This is a genomic window from Bacillus sp. DJP31, assembly GCF_049310945.1.
Taxonomy (GTDB): Bacteria; Bacillota; Bacilli; order Bacillales; family SA4; genus Bacillus_BS.
In genome coordinates, this window is the sequence record NZ_JBMERO010000001.1 from 139,184 (window position 1) to 160,791 (window position 21,608).

Below are 21,608 nucleotides of genomic sequence, written 5' to 3' on the forward strand. Positions count from 1 at the left end.
CTCCGTTAAATATCTTTCATTGTGCACGTACCCTATCATAATGAAAGATATTGTCTCTTGTCTAATATTCTGCTCACAAATATGTATTATATAAGTCGATATACTGCTGAATTTCTTTTTCTAGTGAATGGTGTTGCATGATGTAGTTCTTTGCTTGTAACGTTATTTTTGTTGCAAGCTCTTCATCTGTTAACACCTTAGTAGCCATTTCAAAAAATGAGGTTGAATCAGAAAAAACGAGACCTGTTTTCTCATGAGTGACGATACTCAAATTCCCTTCGTTCTCTCTTACTAAAACGGGACAAAAATTATACATGGCTTCCATGATGGCTACTGGTTGTCCTTCTGAAATGGATGTGTTAATGGTTAGGTCAGCATGTTTATATAACATATTCATTTGATGAAATGGAATGTCCTCTAAGAAATGAACCCAATTATATTGTTGACATATATCCATAACTTGATGATGTAAATCTTTTTCTATCACGACTCCAGCTATAATGAATTGTAAATCAGTAAACTTCTTTTTTAGTTCTTTTATTGCTTCCCATACGTATAAGGGGTCCTTAACTGAGCGAATACCTGCTGGCAAGAATAGGACGGGCTTCTTTGTTGGAAGAGTAAAAGATAACGGTTCGTCAAAATCCTCGAACCACACACTTTGTGGAATGATTCGAATTTCCTTCTCTGGATATATGGCCTTTACTTTTTCTTGACCATCTTTCGTAAACACAGTTATTGCTGAGGCAAGATGGATCATTTTATCCATCTCCGCCAATTGAGCAGGGTTTCCTAAGTCATGATTAATATCTGTTCCACCACTTGTTAAAATATATGGCTTACTAAGAGGTAACTCCCGGCACATATTCCACTTTGCAAATCGATACAAATGTAAAATGTGGTAAATGTCACACTCTAGGACTTTCATTTCCTTCTCTTCTGTCCATTTTTCCTCTAAGTAAGGAACGACGAAAGTCTCAATACCGGCTTGGTTTAAACCGTGTACAATTCTCTTAGTTGTCGTGGCATTTCCACGATTGCTCTTAAAATACGGGGTAAAAAAAGCGATTTTTTTACTCAATAGTATCTCTCACCCACACTCGGTTTTGATCTTGTCGTTTAGTCATTCCTAATGAATCAAATAATTCAACTAAAGGAATTAAGTATTTTCTAGACACATTGAGACTTTCTTTTGCCTCTTTTAAATCAAATGCATTTCCTGTACTTGATTTAAGTTTACTCACAGCATCAATAAGAGAAGATCTAGCAATAGCATGTTTGTCATCAATGAAATAGAGTTTACCTGTTTGGCGTAAAAAATGTTTTAATTCTTCTAGGACGTCTTTTGGAATTGCAGATTGCATGGCATATTCCTCCCAAGACTTGACGTTCAAATCATCTTTTTCAATTTCGACTAGTATGGATTCCATTCTTTTTTTCCAGTTTGAAGGAAACGAAGGCTCAAAATCCACTGTAGAAATAAACTGCTCATGCTTATGTAATTGGTCATTTTTAAGGGACTGATCAATTACATATGATACCCATTCCTTTGGTACAGTATGACTATGCAGGCCAATTAGTTCTGCTTTATTCATACCAAAACGCATCGGATAGGTTTCATGAAAATCGGTAAGCCTATTGATAAATTTTGCGAGCAAGGTTTGCTGCTCAGAGAGTAAAGTGAAGCCTTGCAGGACAGGGATTATGTCCATCGTTTCTTCTTGAATGGCTAGAAGTTGATCCTCTTTTAATGAAGTAAGCTGTACCAATTCCTTTTTATGAACATACTTTTTCTCTTTTAGTAAATCAATCACACGTTCTGCTGGCGTTCCCTCTTTTTTCTTAAGAAGCATCTCAGTTGTTTCCTCACCAAATTTGTACTTTTGACCATGAGGGTCAAGAATCCAACCTCCACCAATTGTTTCAGTTGGAGTCGGTCTCCTTAAAATAAAACGGTCACCACGTTTTGTAACGACATCTTCTTCAAGTCGAAGCTGACATAACACTTCCCCAGTCTTTCCATCAACCTCATTCCGGTCAAAAAACACGATTTTCCCCATTACTTCAGAGGTTCCTAAATGGAGTTTGATCGGTGTACGCTGCTTGATTGGAGATTTTAGGCTATCTATAAAAGATATAGAGATATCAACCGTATTGGTTACAACGAAGTTCTCCTTGTCTACTAGTACATCCCCACGTTCTATGTCTTCTTTTGTAATGTTTGAAAGATTAATAGCTACGCGCTGACCTGCTAGCGCTTTTTCAGCTGGCTTATGGTGTACTTGAAGCTGTCTTGCTTTCGTCTCTCCACGCGAAGGTAAAATCATTAGAGACTGACCCTCTATAACCATTCCTTCATATATCGTGCCTCTCACTACCGTCCCTTGCCCTTTAACTGTAAACACCTGGTCAATGGGGAGTCTGAATGTACCACTTGCATTTCTCATTTCTAATTGTGAAAGTTCTTCCTTAATTTGCTTCTTTAGAGCTTCGATCCCAGTCCCTATAAGACTGTCGACCAGGATAAACGGGGATTCAGCAAACACAGTCCCTTGTAATTGCTCCTTAATTTCTTCTTGGACTAGTTCAACAAAGTCGGCATCTACCTTATCAATTTTTGAAACAGCCACAATCCCTTTTTTGATACCAAGAAAGGATAGAATATCTAAATGCTCTTTCGTTTGAGGCATAACACCCTCATCTGCAGCCACGACTAGGATGACAAGATCAATTCCCGCGACACCCGCAATCATCTGCCGGATAAACCTCTCGTGTCCCGGCACATCAATCACAGATGCAACAAGTTCATCCCCAAGGTCTAATGGAGCAAAACCAAGCTCAATGGATATTTGTCTCTCTTTCTCTTCCTTTAGTCGATCTGTATCTACATTCGTTAACGCTTTTGTTAATGAAGTTTTTCCATGGTCAATATGACCCGCCATACCCACTGTAAAATAATGCTTCTCCACATCGTTCACTTCCTTATATTCATTGCCTATTTCACTTTACATGGATTAGCCATTTGTTTCAAGCAAGAGGAATTTGTTGTGAATCTAAAATTGTGATGATAGTTAAATATGTATCATTATTTCCCCAAATTTACACCAAAGTAGTTCTCTCTTGATTTAAGAAAAATACAGAGTTATAATGTTAAAGCACATTAAATGGGATTGAATGGGGTACTGGTGTCCCTCACAGTCTTCAAAACTGCTTGTGAGGCGCGTGTCGTCTCAGGTGGGTTCGATTCCCACACAGTCCCGCCAATTTTTTAATATATTCATCAGGATCATACATAAGCAAATCCCCTTTCGAAATATTGAAAGGGGATTTGTTCATTTCTTCTTATTTTGTACAGTGATCTCTATCTCTTTCACTTCTGCATTTGGACACCTATCACATCTTTTTGTTGTAATAAATCTTAAACAATTCGAACAATAATGTTTAATCAAGGTTCTCAGTTCCTTTTAAATCTATATATGCAGTTTTAGGAAAATAGGTACAAAAAAATATTTCTGTTCGAGCCTATTTCAATACATATGTAGCCAACGCTCGTTGGACATCATAAATATTTTTATCCTTTCTAAACTGTTTGGCGATTGGTTCAGTCGTGCTTGAGATCCATATTTTTAGTTCAGCATCTAAGTCGAATGTCCCTGCTGTTTCCACGCTAAAGTGTGTGATATTTCTATAAGGGACCGAGTGATATTCTGTTTTCTTTCCTGTGATTCCTTGTTTGTCAATTAAGATGAGGCGTTTGTCTGTGAATACGATTAAGTCACGGATTAACTTAAATGCCTTTTCAACACGTTCATTTTCGGCTACGATTAACTCCAGTTCCTTTGATACAGCTCCTAAATCTGCTTCTGAAGCATTTCCTAACAATCCATCTAAAATTCCCATCTATCATCCCGTCCTTCCTTTTATGAACACTTCTATGTTATTCCATAAAACTTATAAAAATCCTTTTCAATCAGAAGTATTGGAATAATAATCCTATTTTTAACTCACACTATGTAAAACTAGATAGGGGTGTATACAATGGGTTTAATAAATTCAATAGTAGAATGGAATACGGCTCGTCAGGAAAGACATTTGTCAAGAATGAAGGAAAGTGGTCACTGTCCGCAATGTCATGGTAGAGGATTCCACGCCTATGCTGGACATGAATATACATTTCATGGTTCTATGCTTGATTGTCCAGGCTGTGAAGGAACTGGATCTTACGAAGAATGGACATCGCTTCAATAAAGTATAATTCCATGCAAATTGCCTATACTAATCTTGATCTCTTCCGAATTCACTTTCGCTTGTTGCGGGACACTTAACCAGAACGGATATCGGAAGAGGTCCTTAACGTCAGACTCATGTCTGGCGTTATTTACGTCATGTTAACTTAAGCAATTCATTCACGAATTATCGTGATTTTTTTATTTTTGTTCTAGTTACTTGAACTTAATCCTTTTTTTAACGATAATAAGAATCATGAAGGAATAGTATAGAGGTGAAAAACGTGTTAGAAGGTTGGTTTTTATGGTTTATTCTCTTTTGGACAGTATTTTTAATTACAATGATGTCAATTGGCGGATTTTTTATGTTCCGAAAATTTTTAAAGCGATTTCCTAAAGCGGACGGGATGAGTGAGTTAGATTGGCAGGAGGTTCATATACAACAAACACGGGATCTGTGGCCAACAGACCAAAAGGCGCTACTTGAGGATTTAGTACAACCAGTTCCAGAACTATTTAGGGATATTGCTAGGCAAAAGATTGCCGGGAAAATAGGTGAACTAGCCTTACAAGAGTGTGCTCCCAAGATTACACAAGACCTCGTCATTAGGGGCTATATTTTGGCAACTCCTAAGCGAGATTACAAATTTTTAATGAAAACACTTCGAGAGAAAAAAATAGATTTTTCCTCTTATAAACAATTATTCTCATAACAAAAGCTCGGTTGTCATTAGACACCGAGCTTTTTAAATTTGCTGTATTAATTGATCATTGAGTTTCTTAAAGGATAAAAACATGGCAATTCTCCAAGGAATAATCATTCCTAAAGCTAATAAGTAAAACATACCACTTAATTCCCCAACATCGATAGACGAACTAAGAACTGATTTTAAGATAATTCGTACAAGTAATAATCCAAACAAAATAAAAATAAAGGCTTTTGAACGCTTTAAATAAATCTCATTATCTTTCACTTCAAATTGAGAGGTTTTGATTAAAAATATAGAGAAAACCATCCCCACACATATGGCTTCTAACACTTGTAATGGTGTTACATGAAAAATAGGAACTAAAAACATAAGTAATCCTGTACTCATAAATATAGGTGGTAAAATAATTTTTCTCATAGTAGCAGGTTTCTTCGCCGCTTTAATACGAATAAAAATGACGATTATAGCCATAACAATGGCAAGTATAGATGAATAAATTAGCAACTAAATCAACCCTTTTTCATTCCTTTTCGTTCTCTCAAGAACTCTATTGATATTATAACTCGATTACGAAGAAAAAAGCCATTTAAGTTTAAAGCTTAAATAGCATATAAATATTATCCGAAAACTCGCTTTATTGCCTCAAGTACTCGATTTTCTTCAAAAGGCTTGACGATAAAATCTTTTGCACCCGCTTCAATGGATTCAACGACCATCTTTTGTTGACCCATGGCAGAACACATAATTACTTTTACAGAAGGATATTCTTGCTTGATCTCTTTTAGTGCTTCTACACCATTCATTTCTGGCATTGTGATATCCATCGTAACTAAATCTGGCTGTAATTGCTTATACATTTCAACGGCTTGCTTACCGTTCTCTGCCTCGCCTACTACTTCATGATTTCCATTTATAAGAATATTGGATAGCGTCATTCTCATGAACTTCGCATCATCTACTATTAGTATCCTTGCCATTGTTCAAATCCTCCTTAAAACCTTAACCAACATTTGTACATACTATTAATTATAGCAAATACATCTATACTTAAAAAGGAGTTTACAGTATATTTTGTTAGTAGAAATAATATCACTTATGACAAAAGACCTAAAAGGATACTAGGTAGATGGAACGCATTTATTCTTGGTCCTCTGCAATAGACAATATAATGGTCATTGTTACACCGATTACAGTTACGTAGACTCCGATATCAAACAAAACTGCTGTTGCAAGATGTGACTCTCCAAGAATTGGCAAATAAAAATAACCATCTGTATGACTTAAAAATGGAGCATCAAAAATAAATGACCCCATCCCAGTGCCCACTGCAATCGCCAGTCCTAGAGCAATCAAGAAAGTGAAACTTACTCGAATGATTTTCTTTATAGGCCTCATACCGTATGTTACGTACATCAAAATGAGTGCACCGGATGTCATTAATCCACCAATAAAGCCACCACCTGGCATATTATGTCCAGATAAAAACAGATTAAATGAAAAAGCCAGTATAATAAAAACAATGATATTTGTTGTGGTCTTGAGAATTAAATCGTTTGTTTTCATTACCATTTCTCCTAACTGTCTGTCAGTAGTCTTTAAAGTATTCTACAAAACCCAGCACTTATTTGTTTAGCGCTTTAAAATCCTGTAAAACCACCAAACATATTTGAAAAGTAAATTGTAATCTTAGTCATCCAATTAAAAAATAAGAAGATACCCATTATAATCATGAGATAGCCTCCGACTTTCATAATTGTCACGTTATATTTTTTAATCCAGTTAAGTTTTCCAACAAAGAAGGATAAAATAAAGAACGGAATTGCAAATCCTAAAACATAGGCAATCATGTAAAACATGGCAGAGCCAGGGTTATTTGTTGCAAGCAAAGTTACTGACAAAAGTATAGGACCCGAACATGGTGTCCATCCTGCCGCAAATGCAAGTCCTATTAAAAATGAACCCACATAGCCAGTTGGTCTGTTTTTTAATGTTACTCTCCGATCTTTCATCAGAAACTCTGGATTTAATAAACCTACAACAACAAATCCCATTGCAATGATTAATATAGCACCTAGCTGACGAATTAAATCCTGGTAATCAGTAAAAAAAGCTCCAATAAAAGAAGAACCAAATCCAATAGCTATGAAGATAACCGAAAATCCTACTAAGAAAAATAAGGTGTGTAAAAAACTCTTTCTTTGAAGGGATGAATTTTCCGATTTCAAATCACTTACACTTACTCCCGTGATATAGGATAAAAACGCTGGATATAGCGGTAAACAGCAGGGTGAAATGAAAGAAAGAAATCCTGCACCGAATGCCAAGAATAAATTGATATCAGCCAACATGCACAACTCCTAAAAAGTATAATTTCTTCTAGTTTAACAAACTTCCACAAACTTAACCTCTAAAAACAATGACACCTTTGTGTCAAGCATACTATTTCTTACCATTCTATGCAGATTCACCTTGAAACTCTTAAAAATTAGGCTGGTGGAAAGGATTAGTTATCATTGAACGTTGAATTTGTTTCCAGTCATCTGTATAATAATTGTAAATCACCTTGGAGAGGAAGATAACCCATGGGAAAACAAGAATTACTACAACTAATAGAGAATAAGCGTCAAGAGTTGTTTCGTGTTGTTGCAATGAACGGGTTAACCTCACCTGTGACTATTGAATCTAGCAAACAATTAGATGATCTTTTAAATACATATGACCGTCTTCATTCATACATGATTTTAAAATAAGAAGAGCCTCTATTTTTGGAGGCTCTTCTACTTTATAAAACATTAGTATGAGCTGCCTGGTTTTGTAATAAGTACATTTTATAGTAAAGCCCTCGTATTTCAAGGAGTTCCTGATGTGTCCCTCTTTCAATAATTTCACCCTGTTGTAAAACTAGAATTTGGTTAGCATCTTGGATGGTGGAAAGACGGTGTGCAATCGCGATAGTCGTTCTTCCTTTTCGCATTTTTGCCAATGCTTCTTGGATATATCCTTCTGTCTCAGTATCTATGTTGGCTGTTGCCTCATCTAAAACTAACACTTTAGGATTGGTAGCAATAGTTCTAGCGAAAGCAATGAGTTGGCGTTGCCCACTTGAAAAAGTGGTTCCTCGCTCGGTTACTTCATGCTCATACTGATCTGGCAATTTTTCAATAAATTGATTGGCTTGGACAAATTTTGCTGCGTCCATTATATCTTCTTCACTCATATGCTCGGCATAAAGCTGGATATTCTTTTTTATAGAGCCGGCAAATAGGAAAGGATCCTGGAGAACTAGACCTATTTTCTTTCGCAGCTCCTTGTCCTGGTATTCTTTTAATGAAATACCATCAATTAATATTTCTCCTCTTTCAACCTCGTAAAATCTCATGAACAAATTGATAATAGAGCTCTTTCCACTTCCTGTATGACCAACTAAAGCAACGGTTTCACCAGGCTTTGCAGTAAAAGATATTTTTTTTAGAACATCACGGCTTCCATCGTATGAAAAGCTTACATCTCGAAACTCAATTTCACCTTGTGTAATGAAATGATCATTTGATCCAATCGCTTGTGGTGCGATCTCTTTATTGTCTAATAATTCAAAAACACGTGTAGAAGAAACGATGGCTTGCTGATACATAGAAAGCCTCATCATCATCTGGTTCACTGGCTCAAAGAAACGATCTAAATAACTCACAAACGCATAGAGAACACCAATTTCAATTGGACTAGTAAAGGATGAAATTCCAAAAAAGCTAAGTACCACTATTAATGCACAAACATACACAAAGTCCATCGCGGGACGAAGTAGTAAACCGTCTAGTTTAATATTCTTTACACCTGCTACATAATGTCCTTCATTAATTTCAGAGAATTCTTTTCTCAATCTTTTTTCTTGTCTAAAGACTTGAATAATCGCCATTCCTTGCAAGGACTCATTCAACTTTGCATTTAGTTGACTCAGTTTTTCTCTCATATCATGAAAATAAATAGAACTATATCTTCTGTAAAGTGTCATGATGTAAAAAATAATGGGTATGAGCCCTAAACAGAAGAGGGCTAGTTTCACATTTAATAAGAACATAGCAATAAATATACCAATTAGGAAAAAGATGTTTTGTACAAAGACTGATAAAACACTTGTAAAAAACTCTTTAATTGATTCTGTATCATTGGTCACTCTTGAAACAAGACTTCCACCTGGTGTTTTATCGAAGAATTTCAACCCGAGTTTTTGAACCTTTGAAAAAACATCAATCCTAAGTTGCTGAATGATCTTCAAGGCAACCTTTTGAAATAAAAACAACTGAAAATACATGATAAACACTTTCGATACATGTATAAATACATAAAATATCGCTAAGTATAGGATCGGCTGAAACGGAAAATAATTCTCAACTAAATAATCGTCGATAAAAACCTTTACTAGATACGGCCCTAGGATTTCACCTATTGTTCCTAGTATTAATAGGATAAAGGCAATAATTAAAGTTTTTTTATGAATAATACTATAGGATATAAGGCGCCATAACACCTTTCTTTGCTCTTTTGATTGTGCTTTATTTGACTTTATATTTACTTCCATACTGTTATCCTCCATGCTCCACAAGAGATTCAAGCTTTTGACGCTGGTACATTTCTTTATACCAACCCTCTTGGTTCATTAGTTCTTCATGTGAACCACGCTGTGAAATTCGTCCGTTCTCAAGCACAATGAGTAGATTCGCGTGCTCAATTGCACTTAGTCGATGAGAGGTAATGATTGTCGTTTTCCCACTACGTTGTTGCTTTAATGAAGATAATATGGCTTCTTCTGTTTTAGCATCTACTGCTGATAAAGAATCGTCTAATAACAGCACCTCTGGATTTACTAGCAACGCTCGAGCAATAGATATCCTTTGCCTTTGTCCCCCAGAAAGGGACACTCCGCGTTCACCAACAATTGTCTCATATCCATTTGTAAATTGGAGAACATCCTCATGAATATGAGCCGCTCTCGCTGCTTCCATCACTTCAGATATAGTTGAACTTGGTGCGCCAAAAGCTATATTATCAGCCACAGTCGTAGAAAACAGGAAATGATCCTGTGGTACATACCCAATAGAAGATCTCAGAGCATCGCGTTCGTATTGATTTATCGCATGCTCCCCTAGTGTTATATGTCCTACATATCCTTCACTCTCCCTAATTAACAGTTTTAATAAGGTTGTTTTCCCTGCACCAGTCTTACCAACGATCCCCATAGTTTGACCTTGTTTAAGTGTAAAGGAAATATCCTGTAGTATCGGTTCATCACTTGTTGGATAAGTAAATGACTTAATAGCAAAGACTATATCTCCTGTTGGGGCTTTGCTAATAGCTCCTTCAACATCCATAATATCCTCGTTTTCCGCGAGTAACTCTTGTACACGGTCATAAGAGGCTCTTCCACGCTCTACTATATTAAACAGCCACCCAAATGCTAGCATTGGCCAAATGAGTAACCCTAAATAGGTCGTAAATGAGATGAGTTCACCAATTGAAAGCTCGTCAGTATTTACATATCTTGCACCAAACACAATCGCAAGTATAAAGGAAATTCCTACAATAAATGAAATAGTCGGATCAAACAAAGCATCAATTTTTGCGACAGATACGTTTTTTTCAACTACATCCTTTGATTCCTGAATGAAAGACTCAGTATCCTCTTTCTCTTGGCCAAACGTTTTAATGACTTTGATTCCACTTATACTTTCTTGGACCTTATCATTTAAAGAAGAAAAGGCTTCCTGTGCTTTATGAAAGCGCGCATGTAACAATGTCCCGTAATAATTCGTAAGTATAGCCATAAAAGGCATCGGGATTAAACAAATCAACGTCAGCTTCCAGCTAATTGTTACGGCCATCGTAATTATAACGAAACCTCCCGTAATCAATGAATCTACCAATGTTAAAATACCTACACCAGCCGTTTGCTGGATTGCCTGCAAATCGTTGGTAGAGTGGGCCATTAAATCGCCAATTCTCCGTCTTTGATAAAAGGTTTGAGACATCTTTGTGAAGTGCTCATATAAATGATTCCGAAGTAAACGAGCTAAGCGAACAGATGCACCAAATATCATGATTCTCCATGCATAACGGAGTAAATAAATTGTTACAGCCATAGCTAATAAAGCCCCTGCCAGTTGTAACAGCTTGTCTTTAGTCAACGTTTCATTATTAATAAGGTCGACCACAATACCTATGACTTTGGGTGGCACTAATTCTAGCAATCCCACAAAAGCTAATAAAATAATTCCAAAACCATACGATTTTTTCTCTTGCTTAAAAAACCACCATAAGTCCTTAAAAACACTCATGTATTCACCATCCTAGTAGCATATCGAAGATTAGTTTAGCACAATTTAATTTTAATAGGTGTGAAAAAAATCAAAATAATCTAGATTTTTAGAAAAAAAAGAAGCCAGATGGCTCCTTCCTCTAGACTATTGAATACTCTTCTACAATTTCTTTAATTTTCTCAGTTACCATGTGCAATCCCTCTTCAAGAGATTCAATAAAAATAGGATGAATGGGAGTGATATATTTTTCAAAAGCATAACCATACCTAGGATCGTAATAATTCTTTAGGAGTAATTCAACAATAGAATGATAATCACCAATCTCTAACAAGGACAATATATTAGTAAAAGTGTCGATTGAAAGTCGCTTTTTTAAACGATGGATTGCCTCTATAAATTGTTCACTATTCTCTTCCAGACGATACGTATCACATATTGTCTTTGCTCGATCTTCCAGGGTCATATCAAGGTGAATTCTAATTCCCTTTTCTTTTCCTATCATCAGAAAATCTGGAAGATTGACATTCCCAATCCGTTTACTTTCTGCTTCTATAACATAGTATGGAAATTTTCGAAGCTCAGTTAAACGGGTATACAGTAAGCTTTCAAATTCCTTTTGGCTTCTAGGATGCAATCCGATATGACCAAAGATTGACCCACGATGACCAGCCAACAACTCAAGGTCAATGACTGGGTAGCCTTTTTTCTGCAATTCAATCAGAATATCTGTTTTTTTCGTTCCAGTTAGTCCTTCGAGCACGATATACTTTTTTGATTGATGTAAGGAGGCTTCTAGCTCTTCCGTAATTAACCTACGGTATGCACGAACCCCTCCCTCTAGCTGAATAGTAGGAATATCAAGCATCCCCATAACCGATACTATCGACCTACTTCTCATTCCACCACGCCAGCAGTAGACGATTATTGGTTTACCTTCTGAAGCTCGGCTTAGTTCCTTCACTTCTTCGTAGAGGGCTGGCAGCTTATTTGAAAGAATCGCTACACCACGTTCTTTTGCAAACTCGTTTCCTTTTTGCTTATAAATCGTGCCAACTTCAGCACGTTCTTCATCTGAAAAAATAGGCAAATTGATCGCACCTGGTATGTGGAATTCACGATATTCACTCGGTGAGCGCACGTCAATAATAGAACAGGTACTTTGGATTAGCTGTTTGATTTCTATTTTAGGTACTGTAAGTTTTACTTCCAAATTTGCTTCATTCCTTTTAGTGTTAATTACTCCTAGTATACACGAAACGTTCAAACAAAAGAAAAGCACCCATTTAGCATGAGTGCTTGTCCAACATTTATTTAACTTTGCTGTTCATTGATTTCATCATTTGGTTGATCTTCTTTTGCGAAGGCTTTTGCCCCATTTGCATCATCATCGCTCTTAACATTTGTTCATTGATTGGTGGATTCTTTTTTAAATAACTCATCATGTATCGACGTGCTATGAAAAATCCTAGTGCTACCCCAGCAACTAGAGCTATAACTATAAGGACAATAGCTATCCATATATGCATCATGTTTTTCTTCCTCCTTCAAGCTGTCTATTTAACAGTTTACTAAAACCAAATCTATTATACAATATTGAAAGTATGAATTACACAAATTTTCGTTGCTTAATCGGGGTTAGCCAACCAAATCTCATCTGGTTCGTGTCAACGGCTAAAAACCTTGAATCCCATTTACGCAAAAGTTCAAAGAAGGTCATCTCAGCTTCATATTCACCTGTTCCTACTAATGTTAAATGCTGTTCACTTACATGTAAAGTAGCTTTGCTTTTGTTCTTATTTGCTTGAAAGATATGTAATTCCTCTATAAAACGATAATTTGTTTTTGTTTTCATCTCATTTTGAATAAATTGATTTATATGGAGAACTGGTATTGGTTTTGTGACATAGTTTACTTGTTTATTTAAAATGGGTCTTAACTCACCAATTGCAGAAGTATATTCTTCAAATAGATGATAAAACATTTTTTCTCGACCAAAATAATGGTGAGCAAACTCTTCTTCAATCCAGTAAATGGTATACTCTCTCATTTGTCTTCCCCCTATTTAAAACAAGCCTAAACTTTAATAAGTATCCATCATTATATCAGATGAATACTGAAAATTATGTCTATTCTTGTTACTAGGAGTGACTATTTTTGTCGAAAAAGTCCCTTATCCAATCGATAAGAGACTTTAAGGTAATTAATTGTTAAGTAAAGCTTTTGTGCGAGCAACAACGTTATCAACTGAGAAACCATATTCTTTCATGACAATTTCTCCTGGAGCTGATGCACCAAATGTATGAATTCCGATAACATCACCTTCGTCCCCTGTATAACGTTCCCATCCAAGAGGGGATGCCATCTCAATACCAATACGTTTTTTTACATTTTTTGGAATGACGGATTCTTTGTATTGTGCGGATTGTTGTTCAAATCTGTACCATGAAGGCATACTGACGACAGAAACAGCAATACCTTCTTTTTCAAGAACCTTCTGTGCTTCTACAGCTAATTGTACTTCGGACCCTGTGGCTAGCAAAAGTACATCAGGAGTCTCTTTTGCTGAAGGTGAGACAACATATGCCCCCTTTTTAACTCCTTCATACCCAAGCTCTTTAGTAGAATCTTGTGTCAGTAAGTTCTGCCTCGTTAAAATTAATGCAGTAGGAGTACTCGTTGATTCTATCGCAAGCTTCCAAGCAGCAGCAGTCTCATTTCCATCTGCTGGACGAATTACATCTAATCCCGGCATCGCACGTAAAGAAGGTAGCTGTTCAATTGGCTCATGTGTAGGTCCGTCTTCTCCAACGGCGATACTATCATGCGTAAATACGTACGTTACAGGTAATTGCATCAATGCAGCTAATCGAATGGCTGGACGTAAATAATCAGAAAATACGAAGAATGTACCTCCAAAGACCTTCACTCCACCATGAAGTGCCATTCCATTTAACGCTGCACCCATTGCAAACTCACGTACACCAAACCAAATATTTCGTCCACTATAATCTTCATGAGTAAAGTCTGGCGATCCTTTAATCATTGTTTTATTTGACCCTGCTAAGTCTGCGGAGCCTCCAAAGAAGAACGGAACACCTTTAGCAATTGCATTTAAGGTTTCACCAGAAGAAGCACGACTAGCTAAGCTTTTACCTGCCTCGTAAACCGGAATATCTTTGTCCCATCCATCAGGAAGTTCACCGTGAATTGCTGACTTAAGCTCGGAAGCGAGACTAGGGTGAGTTTGTTCATATCTAATAAATAATTGATTCCACTCTTCTTCTGTTTTCAACCCTTTTTTTACAACTGTTTCATTAAAATGTTCGTAAACTTCTTTTGGGACATGGAAATCCTCTGTAAACGTCCACTTATAGGCTTCTTTCGTTAACTTTGTTTCTTCTGCCCCAAGAGGTTGACCATGAACATCTGATGTACCTGACATATTTGGAGACCCGTATCCTATTGTTGTCTTAACTTCAATTAGCGTCGGACGATCTTTATCATTTTTCGCATCAGCAAGTGCACGATTAAGTTCTTCAAGATCATTTCCATCTTCAACCCGAATAACCTGCCATCCATAAGCCACAAATCGTCCTTGTACACTTTCACTAAAAGCACGATCAAGATCACCATCTAAAGAGATATCATTCGAATCATACAGTACAACAAGCTTTCCTAGACGAAGATGAGCAGCTAATGATGCAGCCTCAGCTGAGACTCCTTCCATTAAATCACCATCTCCACAAATAGAGTATGTATGGTGGTCAACTATTTCAAAGCCCTCTTGATTATACTTTCCGGCCATATGACGTTCTGCCATGGCCATACCAACAGCCATGGCTATCCCTTGTCCTAGTGGTCCAGTTGTGGCATCAACGCCTGGTGTATGTCTATACTCAGGGTGACCTGGAGTCTTACTCCCCCACTGTCGGAAGTTTTTTATATCATCTATGGACAAATCATATCCAGAAATGTGCAATAAGCTATAAAGTAGCATAGATCCATGACCAGCCGATAATACAAAGCGATCTCGATTAAACCATTCATGGTTTTTGGGGTTATGATTCATGAATTTCGTCCATAGTGTGTATGCCATTGGAGCAGCACCCATTGGCATTCCAGGATGGCCTGAATTTGCTCTATCAATTGCATCAATTGAAAGTGTTCTTATTGCATCAACAGATAATTTAGCGATATTTTCCATTTAATGTATCAACCTTTCTTTTTTAAAGTATATAAGTGTAATTTATTGAATTATGTATAAACTAGCTTAACTTGTAACGATTATTTAGACAACTAGAATCCGTAAGTCTAATGTAATTTTTTCCTTTGATCTTTACTCTGTCTCAACTTTTTTGGAGTCACATCATTTCCATTTGGGTCAACAACTTTTATAGCATGTAAATGCTCAACCATCTGTCCTCGAAAGGTTTTAATATATTCTACTCTAAGCAGTTTTTGTTCGCTCTTTTCTTCTTCAGTTAATCCAATTTCTTTTGCTTTTTTTGAAAGATGATTAATTCTTGCCATTTTTTCCTGTGATAACATCGTTAGTATACTCCTTTGCTACTGACTTAAACATAATCGTATAATACAAGAAGAACCTGCTTGTATCAAGCAGGTTACTCTAATTCCTTCATATATTCTTTATAACGCCTATGTATAGTAGCCTTTGAAGTAAGGTAACCAAGACCTTTTAATGTTACAGCAATCTCAGAGAATGTTAAATCATTTGCTCTAAGTCTTATTATTTCCTCTACGGGTAAATCTAACTTCCCCCTTCCAGGGCCTCCTTTGTGATTTGTAAAGTTATTGGAAGGTGTATACCCATGATCCATCGCTCGTTTCACGCCTCGCTTAATTTTAAGATTTTGTATGGTCCGTTGAAACTCCTCAACTACAGATACAATATTTAATACCATTGAATCCCCTGCAGATAATTCTATTTCACCATCGTTAATAGCAGTGTACACTTTAATATTCTCTTTAAAAAAAAGGTGGAATAGAGCAAGCTTTGCATTTCCACGACCGAGTCTAGTTTCATCTTGGATGAGTAGTACATTTATATCCTTTACTTTAATTAGCTCCATTATTTCTAAAATTCCGTCCCGGTCAACATCGTAACCACTTGCCTTTTCTTTTATGGAACGAATAATTAGAAAGTTGTTTTTAGCTGCTGATTTTATGAGCTCTTCTTCTTGTCTGTTTAATGAAGATTCTTGTGATTCTTTAGTGGTACTAACTCTAGAGTAGATTACGGCATTCATTCTATTATAATTCTCCATCTGCAACTAAAATCATAGAATCTTCTATGTTATGTTTCTTTACCGGTATCTTGATCTTTAATCCTGCCTTCACTTCGTCAGCATTGATTCTATTTTCATATTCAACCCAGTGAATGAATTGTGCATATGTTAAGGAATGCTGCGATGCGTATTTTTCTGCCAAATCCCAGATTGTGTCATTTGTTGAAACCTCAATTTGTACATATTGATCATTTTTTGCATCACCTGATAAATAAGCAAAGAAAAACACAACTAGAATTGAAAGAATAAATGCTATGTAAAAAGATAGATTCATAAGTTTGATTTTCATTAATAACCCTCCGCACTAGAATATTTGTTCGCCTTTAGTATAATGATATTACGAACAAGTGTTTTAGTCAAGTGGTTTTTTCGAACTTATGTTTGTGTATTTTTTTGGTACATGTTATAATGAATGTAATAATATGGAGACAAAGAGGTGTTTACTAATGATGAAGAAACTATCAAAACGTCAGCATGATATCCTAGAGTTTATTAAAAAGGAAGTAAAACTAAAAGGTTATCCACCTTCCGTTCGTGAAATTGGTGAAGCGGTAGGATTAGCTTCAAGTTCAACTGTTCACGGTCATTTAGCAAGATTAGAGAGTAAAGGTTTAATAAGACGTGATCCTACTAAACCAAGAGCTATTGAAATATTGGATCAGGGGGTTGTTCAGCCTTCTTATAGCGGTTCAATTATTAATGTTCCAATCGTAGGAAAAGTAACCGCTGGTCAGCCAATTACTGCCATTGAAAACGTAGACGACTATTTCCCTATTCCTGATCGTTACGTTTCACCAGATGATAATGTATTCATGCTTGAGATAATGGGAGATAGCATGATAGAAGCAGGCATCTTCGATGGAGACCTTGTTCTTGTTCGCCAGCAAAGCACTGCAAACAATGGAGACATTGTCGTTGCGATGACTGATGAGGATGAAGCAACGGTTAAGCGATTCTTTAAAGAAAAGGACTATTTCCGCTTACAGCCTGAGAACTCTACGCTTGAGCCGATCATTCTTAAAGAAGTATCAATCCTAGGAAAAGTAATTGGTGTTTACCGGACTCTTCATTAAGGGGTATGACGGTCAGAGAAGCTTCAAGCAGATAGTATATCATATCTATTACCTTAAAAAGTCTTGGCTACCTAGCCTAGACTTTTTTGTTCCCCCTTATCTTACCCTACTTTTAGTGCAGACTCTCTCATTCACTAATACATGTCATGTCACTATTTCCAACTAACTCCTATTCACTTCTACAATTCTCATATGTTACTATAAACATAGGGAAATTTTACGAAAGTAAGAGACGCAAAGCAACAGACCTAAAGCATATTGCCATGGTAGCCGAGCTGCACTTTGTTAGTAGAGTTGTAAATATCCCTTTCCTAATTTGCCTATAACATTAGTGAAAGGAATCAAAATGAATAAAACCGTACTTATTGCAGATGATTCCTTGTTTATGAGGACCAGGATTAAAAGTATTTTAGAGCGAAATGGATACGTAATTATATCGGAAGCCTCAAATGGTGAAGAAGCATTTGAAAAATACAAGTTACATCATCCTGACATTCTTCTTTTAGACATTTCGATGCCTAAGATTAATGGCTTACAGGCACTAAAGCAAATTATCCATTATCATTCAGATGCAGTCGTTATTATGTTCTCTGCTTTGGGTCAAAAAACTTTAATTATTGATGCGTTGCAGGCAGGTGCCAAGGATTTTATCGTGAAACCGAATTTCGAACAAATTATTCCTGTGTTAAATAAATTTAATTAAGAGACTATTAGCATCTCAATTTGAGATGCATTTTTTTGTTTCTAATGCGACTCAGTCTATTCCAATCAAATTTAATTATCTAAAATCCATTGCTGTCCAGTTCGAAAATGTCCCCTTATTCATATTCTATAATACCTCGTTAAAAGGTGGTGAGAATATGGGATACAATGGTGGAAATGGAAGTGGCTTTGCTTTGATTGTTGTTTTATTCATCCTTTTAATAATAATTGGAGCTTCTTATGCTGGAGGCGGTTACTAATACGGAACCGGTTCATTTAAACACAGATTAAAGTTAAATATCCGTAATGGCTTATGAAACTCCTGGGAGCACTTGCACCGGTGCTCCTTACACATATATATATATCTTCAGATATAAAATAGCCTTACTACCTAATTCGGTAGTAAGGCTATTTTTTATCTTTATTAATAAATCGACATATACTGTTCGCGTTCCCAAGGGTGAACTTGAGTGCGGAACATATCCCACTCAATCTCTTTTGATTCAATAAAGTGGTCCAATAAATGTGCCCCTAATGCGGATTTGATGATTTCATCCGTTTTTAAGTTTTCAAGAGCATGGAAAAGGGTAGCTGGGAGATCAATAATTCCATTTGCTAGACGCTCTTCTTTATTCATGACATAGATGTTACGATCTATTGCCTTTGGTGGTTGAATCTTGTTTTTAATTCCATCAAGACCGGCAGCAAGTAAAACAGCCATTGCCAAGTAAGGGTTAGCAGCAGGGTCTACACTACGAACCTCAACACGTGTACTTAAGCCACGTGAAGAAGGAATGCGGATTAATGGACTTCTGTTACGAGCAGACCAAGCAACATAACATGGTGCTTCATAGCCAGGAACTAAACGCTTATACGAGTTTACTGTTGGATTAGTAACTGCCGTGAAATTAGGTGCATGCTTTAGAATACCTGCAATAAAGTAACGAGCGTCATCACTTAATTGCAATTCTCCATTCGGGTCAAAGAACGAGTTTACTCCATTTTTAAATAGTGAAACGTTTGCATGCATTCCAGAACCATTTACTCCAAATAGAGGTTTAGGCATGAATGTTGCATGTAATCCGTGCTTACGAGCAATTGTTTTTACTACTAATTTGAACGTTTGTATATCATCACATGCTCTAAGTGCATTTGCATATTTAAAATCAATTTCGTGTTGACCTGGTGCTACTTCATGGTGAGAAGCTTCCACTTCGAAGCCCATTTCTTCAAGTTCTAGTACGATATCACGACGGCAGTTTTCACCTAGATCAGTTGGTGCTAAGTCGAAATAACCACCTGCATCATTTAGTTCTAGAGTTGGTTCACCCTTTTCATCTAATTTAAACAAGAAGAATTCAGGCTCTGGCCCTAAGTTGAAATCTGTATATCCTAGCTCTTCCATTTCTTTAAGCACACGCTTTAGGTTATTACGAGGATCTCCTTCAAATGGAGTACCATCTGGATTATATACGGCACAAATTAATCTAGCCACTTTTCCTTTTTCCGCTGTCCAAGGGAATACAACCCACGTGTCTAAGTCAGGATATAAGTACATATCAGATTCTTCAATTCGGACAAATCCTTCAATAGAAGATCCGTCAAACATCATTTTATTATCTAATGCTTTTTCAAGCTGACTAACAGGTATTTCCACGTTTTTAATGATTCCAAGTAAGTCTGTAAATTGCAAACGAATATACTTTACATTTTCTTCCTTTGTAATACGAAAAATATCATCTCTTGTAAATCTTGTCATATTAATTTCCTCCTCGTTTATGAACCACTATCTCTAATGAAAAAATCTCGACATATCACCTTGTTGCCTCAAGGGTGTACGATTAAATCGTCCAGCCTGAATGAGCTCTGCCTTTAATAGCTTACGAAGTTCCACATCACTTAATTCCTTATGAACAACCTCAACACGAGAATCTTCTTGACTTTCCAGCTGCATCACAACTTGTAGAACCTTTTTAATTCCCGCCATATTGACGCCTTGATCAATCAATTCCTTAATCTCAAGCAGTCTATCAACATCATTAAAGGAATATAATCGACGGTTACCTTCTGTTCTAGCAGGTTGCACTAACCCATGCTCTTCGTAATACCGGATTTGACGAGCAGACAACTCAGTCAAGTTCATAACGATCCCTATTGGGAATAAAGGCATATTACGACGTATGTTGTCACTCACTTCAAACCCTCCTTATGTTTCATACTGCTATTATATTCAATGTAAGATAAAGTGTCAAGTCTATGTTAGGTTTTATCACATGTAAATATATAAATGCATTTACTAATTGATTGAACCTCATTAAGGTTGATCGTAATTTCACCTTAACTTCTTTAGATTCTTATGTTATTACAACTCTAGGTGCTACTGAAATAAGGATTATAAAAGATAATATGATTATCCGTTTCGTTTAACTCAGAACGAAATTCTCCGACACCAATTGTTTTTAAGAAAAGGTCAAATATGTGTCTATTTGGGATTTTCTATAGAAAATCTGTTTTCGAAAAACTTTGTTGCTTTTTAGAATAGGGGTTGATTTAAGGGTTGCCTGACCACTTTTTAGAAAGAAAAACACCAACACGACTACTTATTCTGAGCTAGTGGGATAATCAGTAAAGATAATTGTAATTACATCCTCGATAATTTTAGAGAAGAAGAGGTGAAAATCTTCACTAGAAAATTACTGGTACTATGCGAAAAGGCAACCAACATGCATTCTAAAATGATTGCAGTTGGTGATTAATTTGCGTAGTTAGCACTCCCCTATTGTTTAGTGGATATCAGCAAGGATAATGAATCGGAGCATGAGGATATCGTTCTTTAAAGTAATTGAGCACTGGTTCTAAAAATTCAACCATTCCAATTTTGAAAAAGCAATAAAACGTAAATCAATCATGATAGAGTTTGGAGACTAAAAGTGAAAGTAAACAATCCCATCTTAGTAAAATGGGATTGTTTTTTATTCTTGAAATGACTAGAAATACATTTCATTTCATATTGGGGTTTAGCCGAGATACATGTAATTTTGGGCCACAGACTGTATTTTATTTCCAATTATATACTTTTCTTTTTTTTGTAAAAGTATTTGGTAATCATTTTGGTGAATACTTTTGGGAATTGATAAATCGTACTGTAACAAGGTGTAGTCTGGTACGTTTTTTTATTATAAAAAATAAAATATACCCTAATTGAACAAAGAGACGGAATGTGAGAACTAGTGATAGTGTTTCAAGGTCGTTAACCATCCTTAATGCATCCGTTTTCTTT

At 36.3% G+C, this 21,608-nt stretch carries 24 protein-coding genes, 1 tRNA gene and 1 riboswitch; of the genes, 7 read left to right on the top strand and 18 right to left on the bottom strand.

What is annotated here, in order from left to right; all coding sequences use genetic code 11:
• Positions 1 to 73: 73 nt before the first annotated feature.
• A complete protein-coding gene (locus ACOI1C_RS00745) occupies positions 74 to 1,081 on the bottom strand; it encodes a glycosyltransferase family 4 protein (RefSeq protein WP_422507000.1) in 1,008 nt (335 codons plus the stop codon).
• The gene (gene selB / locus ACOI1C_RS00750) at positions 1,074 to 2,969 is read right to left on the bottom strand and encodes a selenocysteine-specific translation elongation factor (protein ID WP_422507002.1); all 1,896 of its coding nucleotides are present in this window, start codon (positions 2,967 to 2,969) and stop codon (positions 1,074 to 1,076) included. Before selB ends, ACOI1C_RS00745 begins: the two co-directional genes overlap by 8 nt.
• 197 nt (positions 2,970 to 3,166) lie before the next feature.
• Here selB and ACOI1C_RS00755 point away from each other — a divergent pair.
• Positions 3,167 to 3,263 (top strand) — tRNA-Sec (locus tag ACOI1C_RS00755).
• A 259-nt stretch (positions 3,264 to 3,522) separates the two neighbouring features.
• Here ACOI1C_RS00755 and ACOI1C_RS00760 read toward each other — a convergent pair.
• A complete protein-coding gene (locus ACOI1C_RS00760) occupies positions 3,523 to 3,900 on the bottom strand; it encodes a PH domain-containing protein (RefSeq protein ID WP_422507004.1) in 378 nt (125 codons plus the stop codon).
• A 138-nt stretch (positions 3,901 to 4,038) separates the two neighbouring features.
• Between ACOI1C_RS00760 and ACOI1C_RS00765 the strand changes: the two genes are divergently transcribed.
• Complete coding sequence (locus ACOI1C_RS00765) at positions 4,039 to 4,248, top strand: methionine aminopeptidase (RefSeq protein ID WP_422507006.1); 210 nt, start codon at positions 4,039 to 4,041, stop codon at positions 4,246 to 4,248.
• A 262-nt stretch (positions 4,249 to 4,510) separates the two neighbouring features.
• Positions 4,511 to 4,939, top strand: a complete 429-nt coding sequence (locus ACOI1C_RS00770) for a DUF2621 family protein (RefSeq protein ID WP_422507608.1) — start codon at positions 4,511 to 4,513, stop codon at positions 4,937 to 4,939.
• Positions 4,940 to 4,972: 33 nt separating this feature from the next.
• Here ACOI1C_RS00770 and ACOI1C_RS00775 read toward each other — a convergent pair whose 3' ends face one another.
• The 4 genes from ACOI1C_RS00775 to ACOI1C_RS00790 form a co-directional block, all read right to left on the bottom strand.
• Positions 4,973 to 5,440, bottom strand: a complete 468-nt coding sequence (locus ACOI1C_RS00775) for a CcdC family protein (protein WP_422507008.1) — start codon at positions 5,438 to 5,440, stop codon at positions 4,973 to 4,975.
• Positions 5,441 to 5,553: 113 nt separating this feature from the next.
• The gene (locus ACOI1C_RS00780; RefSeq protein WP_422507010.1) at positions 5,554 to 5,913 is read right to left on the bottom strand and encodes a response regulator; all 360 of its coding nucleotides are present in this window, start codon (positions 5,911 to 5,913) and stop codon (positions 5,554 to 5,556) included.
• A gap of 160 nt (positions 5,914 to 6,073) precedes the next feature.
• Positions 6,074 to 6,499 (bottom strand): Na(+)/H(+) antiporter subunit B, encoded by a 426-nt coding sequence (locus ACOI1C_RS00785; protein ID WP_422507012.1) that lies wholly within the window; start codon positions 6,497 to 6,499, stop codon positions 6,074 to 6,076.
• 74 nt (positions 6,500 to 6,573) lie between these two features.
• Positions 6,574 to 7,281, bottom strand: a complete 708-nt coding sequence (locus tag ACOI1C_RS00790) for a cytochrome c biogenesis CcdA family protein (RefSeq protein ID WP_422507014.1) — start codon at positions 7,279 to 7,281, stop codon at positions 6,574 to 6,576.
• 237 nt (positions 7,282 to 7,518) lie between these two features.
• Between ACOI1C_RS00790 and ACOI1C_RS00795 the strand changes: the two genes are divergently transcribed.
• Positions 7,519 to 7,686 carry a Spo0E family sporulation regulatory protein-aspartic acid phosphatase gene (locus ACOI1C_RS00795; protein WP_422507016.1) on the top strand — a complete coding sequence of 56 codons (168 nt, stop codon included), beginning with the start codon at positions 7,519 to 7,521 and terminating at the stop codon, positions 7,684 to 7,686.
• 32 nt (positions 7,687 to 7,718) lie between these two features.
• On the opposite strand, the gene ACOI1C_RS00800 is transcribed toward ACOI1C_RS00795, so the two are convergent.
• The 9 genes from ACOI1C_RS00800 to yneA all read right to left on the bottom strand — a co-directional run bounded on the left by ACOI1C_RS00800 (position 7,719) and on the right by yneA (position 16,842).
• Positions 7,719 to 9,512, bottom strand: coding sequence for an ABC transporter ATP-binding protein (locus tag ACOI1C_RS00800; RefSeq protein ID WP_422507018.1), 1,794 nt, complete (start codon positions 9,510 to 9,512; stop codon positions 7,719 to 7,721).
• 4 nt (positions 9,513 to 9,516) lie between these two features.
• Complete coding sequence (locus tag ACOI1C_RS00805; RefSeq protein ID WP_422507020.1) at positions 9,517 to 11,265, bottom strand: ABC transporter transmembrane domain-containing protein; 1,749 nt, start codon at positions 11,263 to 11,265, stop codon at positions 9,517 to 9,519.
• A 121-nt stretch (positions 11,266 to 11,386) separates the two neighbouring features.
• Entirely contained in the window at positions 11,387 to 12,457 is a 1,071-nt protein-coding gene (mnmH, locus tag ACOI1C_RS00810) for a tRNA 2-selenouridine(34) synthase MnmH (protein ID WP_422507022.1), read from the bottom strand.
• 97 nt (positions 12,458 to 12,554) lie between these two features.
• Complete coding sequence (locus tag ACOI1C_RS00815; RefSeq protein ID WP_422507610.1) at positions 12,555 to 12,773, bottom strand: YneF family protein; 219 nt, start codon at positions 12,771 to 12,773, stop codon at positions 12,555 to 12,557.
• 80 nt (positions 12,774 to 12,853) lie between these two features.
• Entirely contained in the window at positions 12,854 to 13,294 is a 441-nt protein-coding gene (sirA, locus tag ACOI1C_RS00820) for a sporulation inhibitor of replication protein SirA (RefSeq protein ID WP_422507024.1), read from the bottom strand.
• A 153-nt stretch (positions 13,295 to 13,447) separates the two neighbouring features.
• Positions 13,448 to 15,451 (bottom strand): transketolase, encoded by a 2,004-nt coding sequence (gene tkt / locus ACOI1C_RS00825; protein ID WP_422507026.1) that lies wholly within the window; start codon positions 15,449 to 15,451, stop codon positions 13,448 to 13,450.
• A gap of 107 nt (positions 15,452 to 15,558) precedes the next feature.
• A complete protein-coding gene (locus ACOI1C_RS00830; protein WP_422507028.1) occupies positions 15,559 to 15,795 on the bottom strand; it encodes a DUF896 domain-containing protein in 237 nt (78 codons plus the stop codon).
• Positions 15,796 to 15,869: 74 nt separating this feature from the next.
• Positions 15,870 to 16,514: a YneB family resolvase-like protein gene (locus ACOI1C_RS00835; protein ID WP_422507030.1), complete on the bottom strand. Its 645-nt coding sequence runs from the start codon at positions 16,512 to 16,514 to the stop codon at positions 15,870 to 15,872.
• Positions 16,515 to 16,518: 4 nt separating this feature from the next.
• Complete coding sequence (gene yneA, locus ACOI1C_RS00840; protein WP_422507032.1) at positions 16,519 to 16,842, bottom strand: cell division suppressor protein YneA; 324 nt, start codon at positions 16,840 to 16,842, stop codon at positions 16,519 to 16,521.
• 160 nt (positions 16,843 to 17,002) lie between these two features.
• On the opposite strand from yneA, the gene lexA reads away from it, so the two are divergent.
• The 3 genes from lexA to ACOI1C_RS00855 all read left to right on the top strand — a co-directional run bounded on the left by lexA (position 17,003) and on the right by ACOI1C_RS00855 (position 18,588).
• A complete protein-coding gene (lexA, locus tag ACOI1C_RS00845; protein WP_422507612.1) occupies positions 17,003 to 17,626 on the top strand; it encodes a transcriptional repressor LexA in 624 nt (207 codons plus the stop codon).
• A gap of 199 nt (positions 17,627 to 17,825) precedes the next feature.
• A riboswitch (cyclic di-GMP riboswitch) is annotated at positions 17,826 to 17,909 on the top strand.
• Between the two features lie 63 nt (positions 17,910 to 17,972).
• Positions 17,973 to 18,329 carry a response regulator gene (locus tag ACOI1C_RS00850; RefSeq protein WP_422507034.1) on the top strand — a complete coding sequence of 119 codons (357 nt, stop codon included), beginning with the start codon at positions 17,973 to 17,975 and terminating at the stop codon, positions 18,327 to 18,329.
• Between the two features lie 157 nt (positions 18,330 to 18,486).
• Positions 18,487 to 18,588 (top strand): YjcZ family sporulation protein, encoded by a 102-nt coding sequence (locus tag ACOI1C_RS00855; RefSeq protein WP_422507035.1) that lies wholly within the window; start codon positions 18,487 to 18,489, stop codon positions 18,586 to 18,588.
• Between the two features lie 164 nt (positions 18,589 to 18,752).
• Here the strand turns inward: ACOI1C_RS00855 and glnA are convergent, their stop codons facing one another.
• Both glnA and ACOI1C_RS00865 read right to left on the bottom strand, forming a co-directional pair.
• Complete coding sequence (glnA, locus tag ACOI1C_RS00860; RefSeq protein ID WP_422507037.1) at positions 18,753 to 20,087, bottom strand: type I glutamate--ammonia ligase; 1,335 nt, start codon at positions 20,085 to 20,087, stop codon at positions 18,753 to 18,755.
• 33 nt (positions 20,088 to 20,120) lie between these two features.
• The gene (locus ACOI1C_RS00865; protein ID WP_422507039.1) at positions 20,121 to 20,522 is read right to left on the bottom strand and encodes a MerR family transcriptional regulator; all 402 of its coding nucleotides are present in this window, start codon (positions 20,520 to 20,522) and stop codon (positions 20,121 to 20,123) included.
• Between the last annotated feature and the right edge of the window lie 1,086 nt (positions 20,523 to 21,608).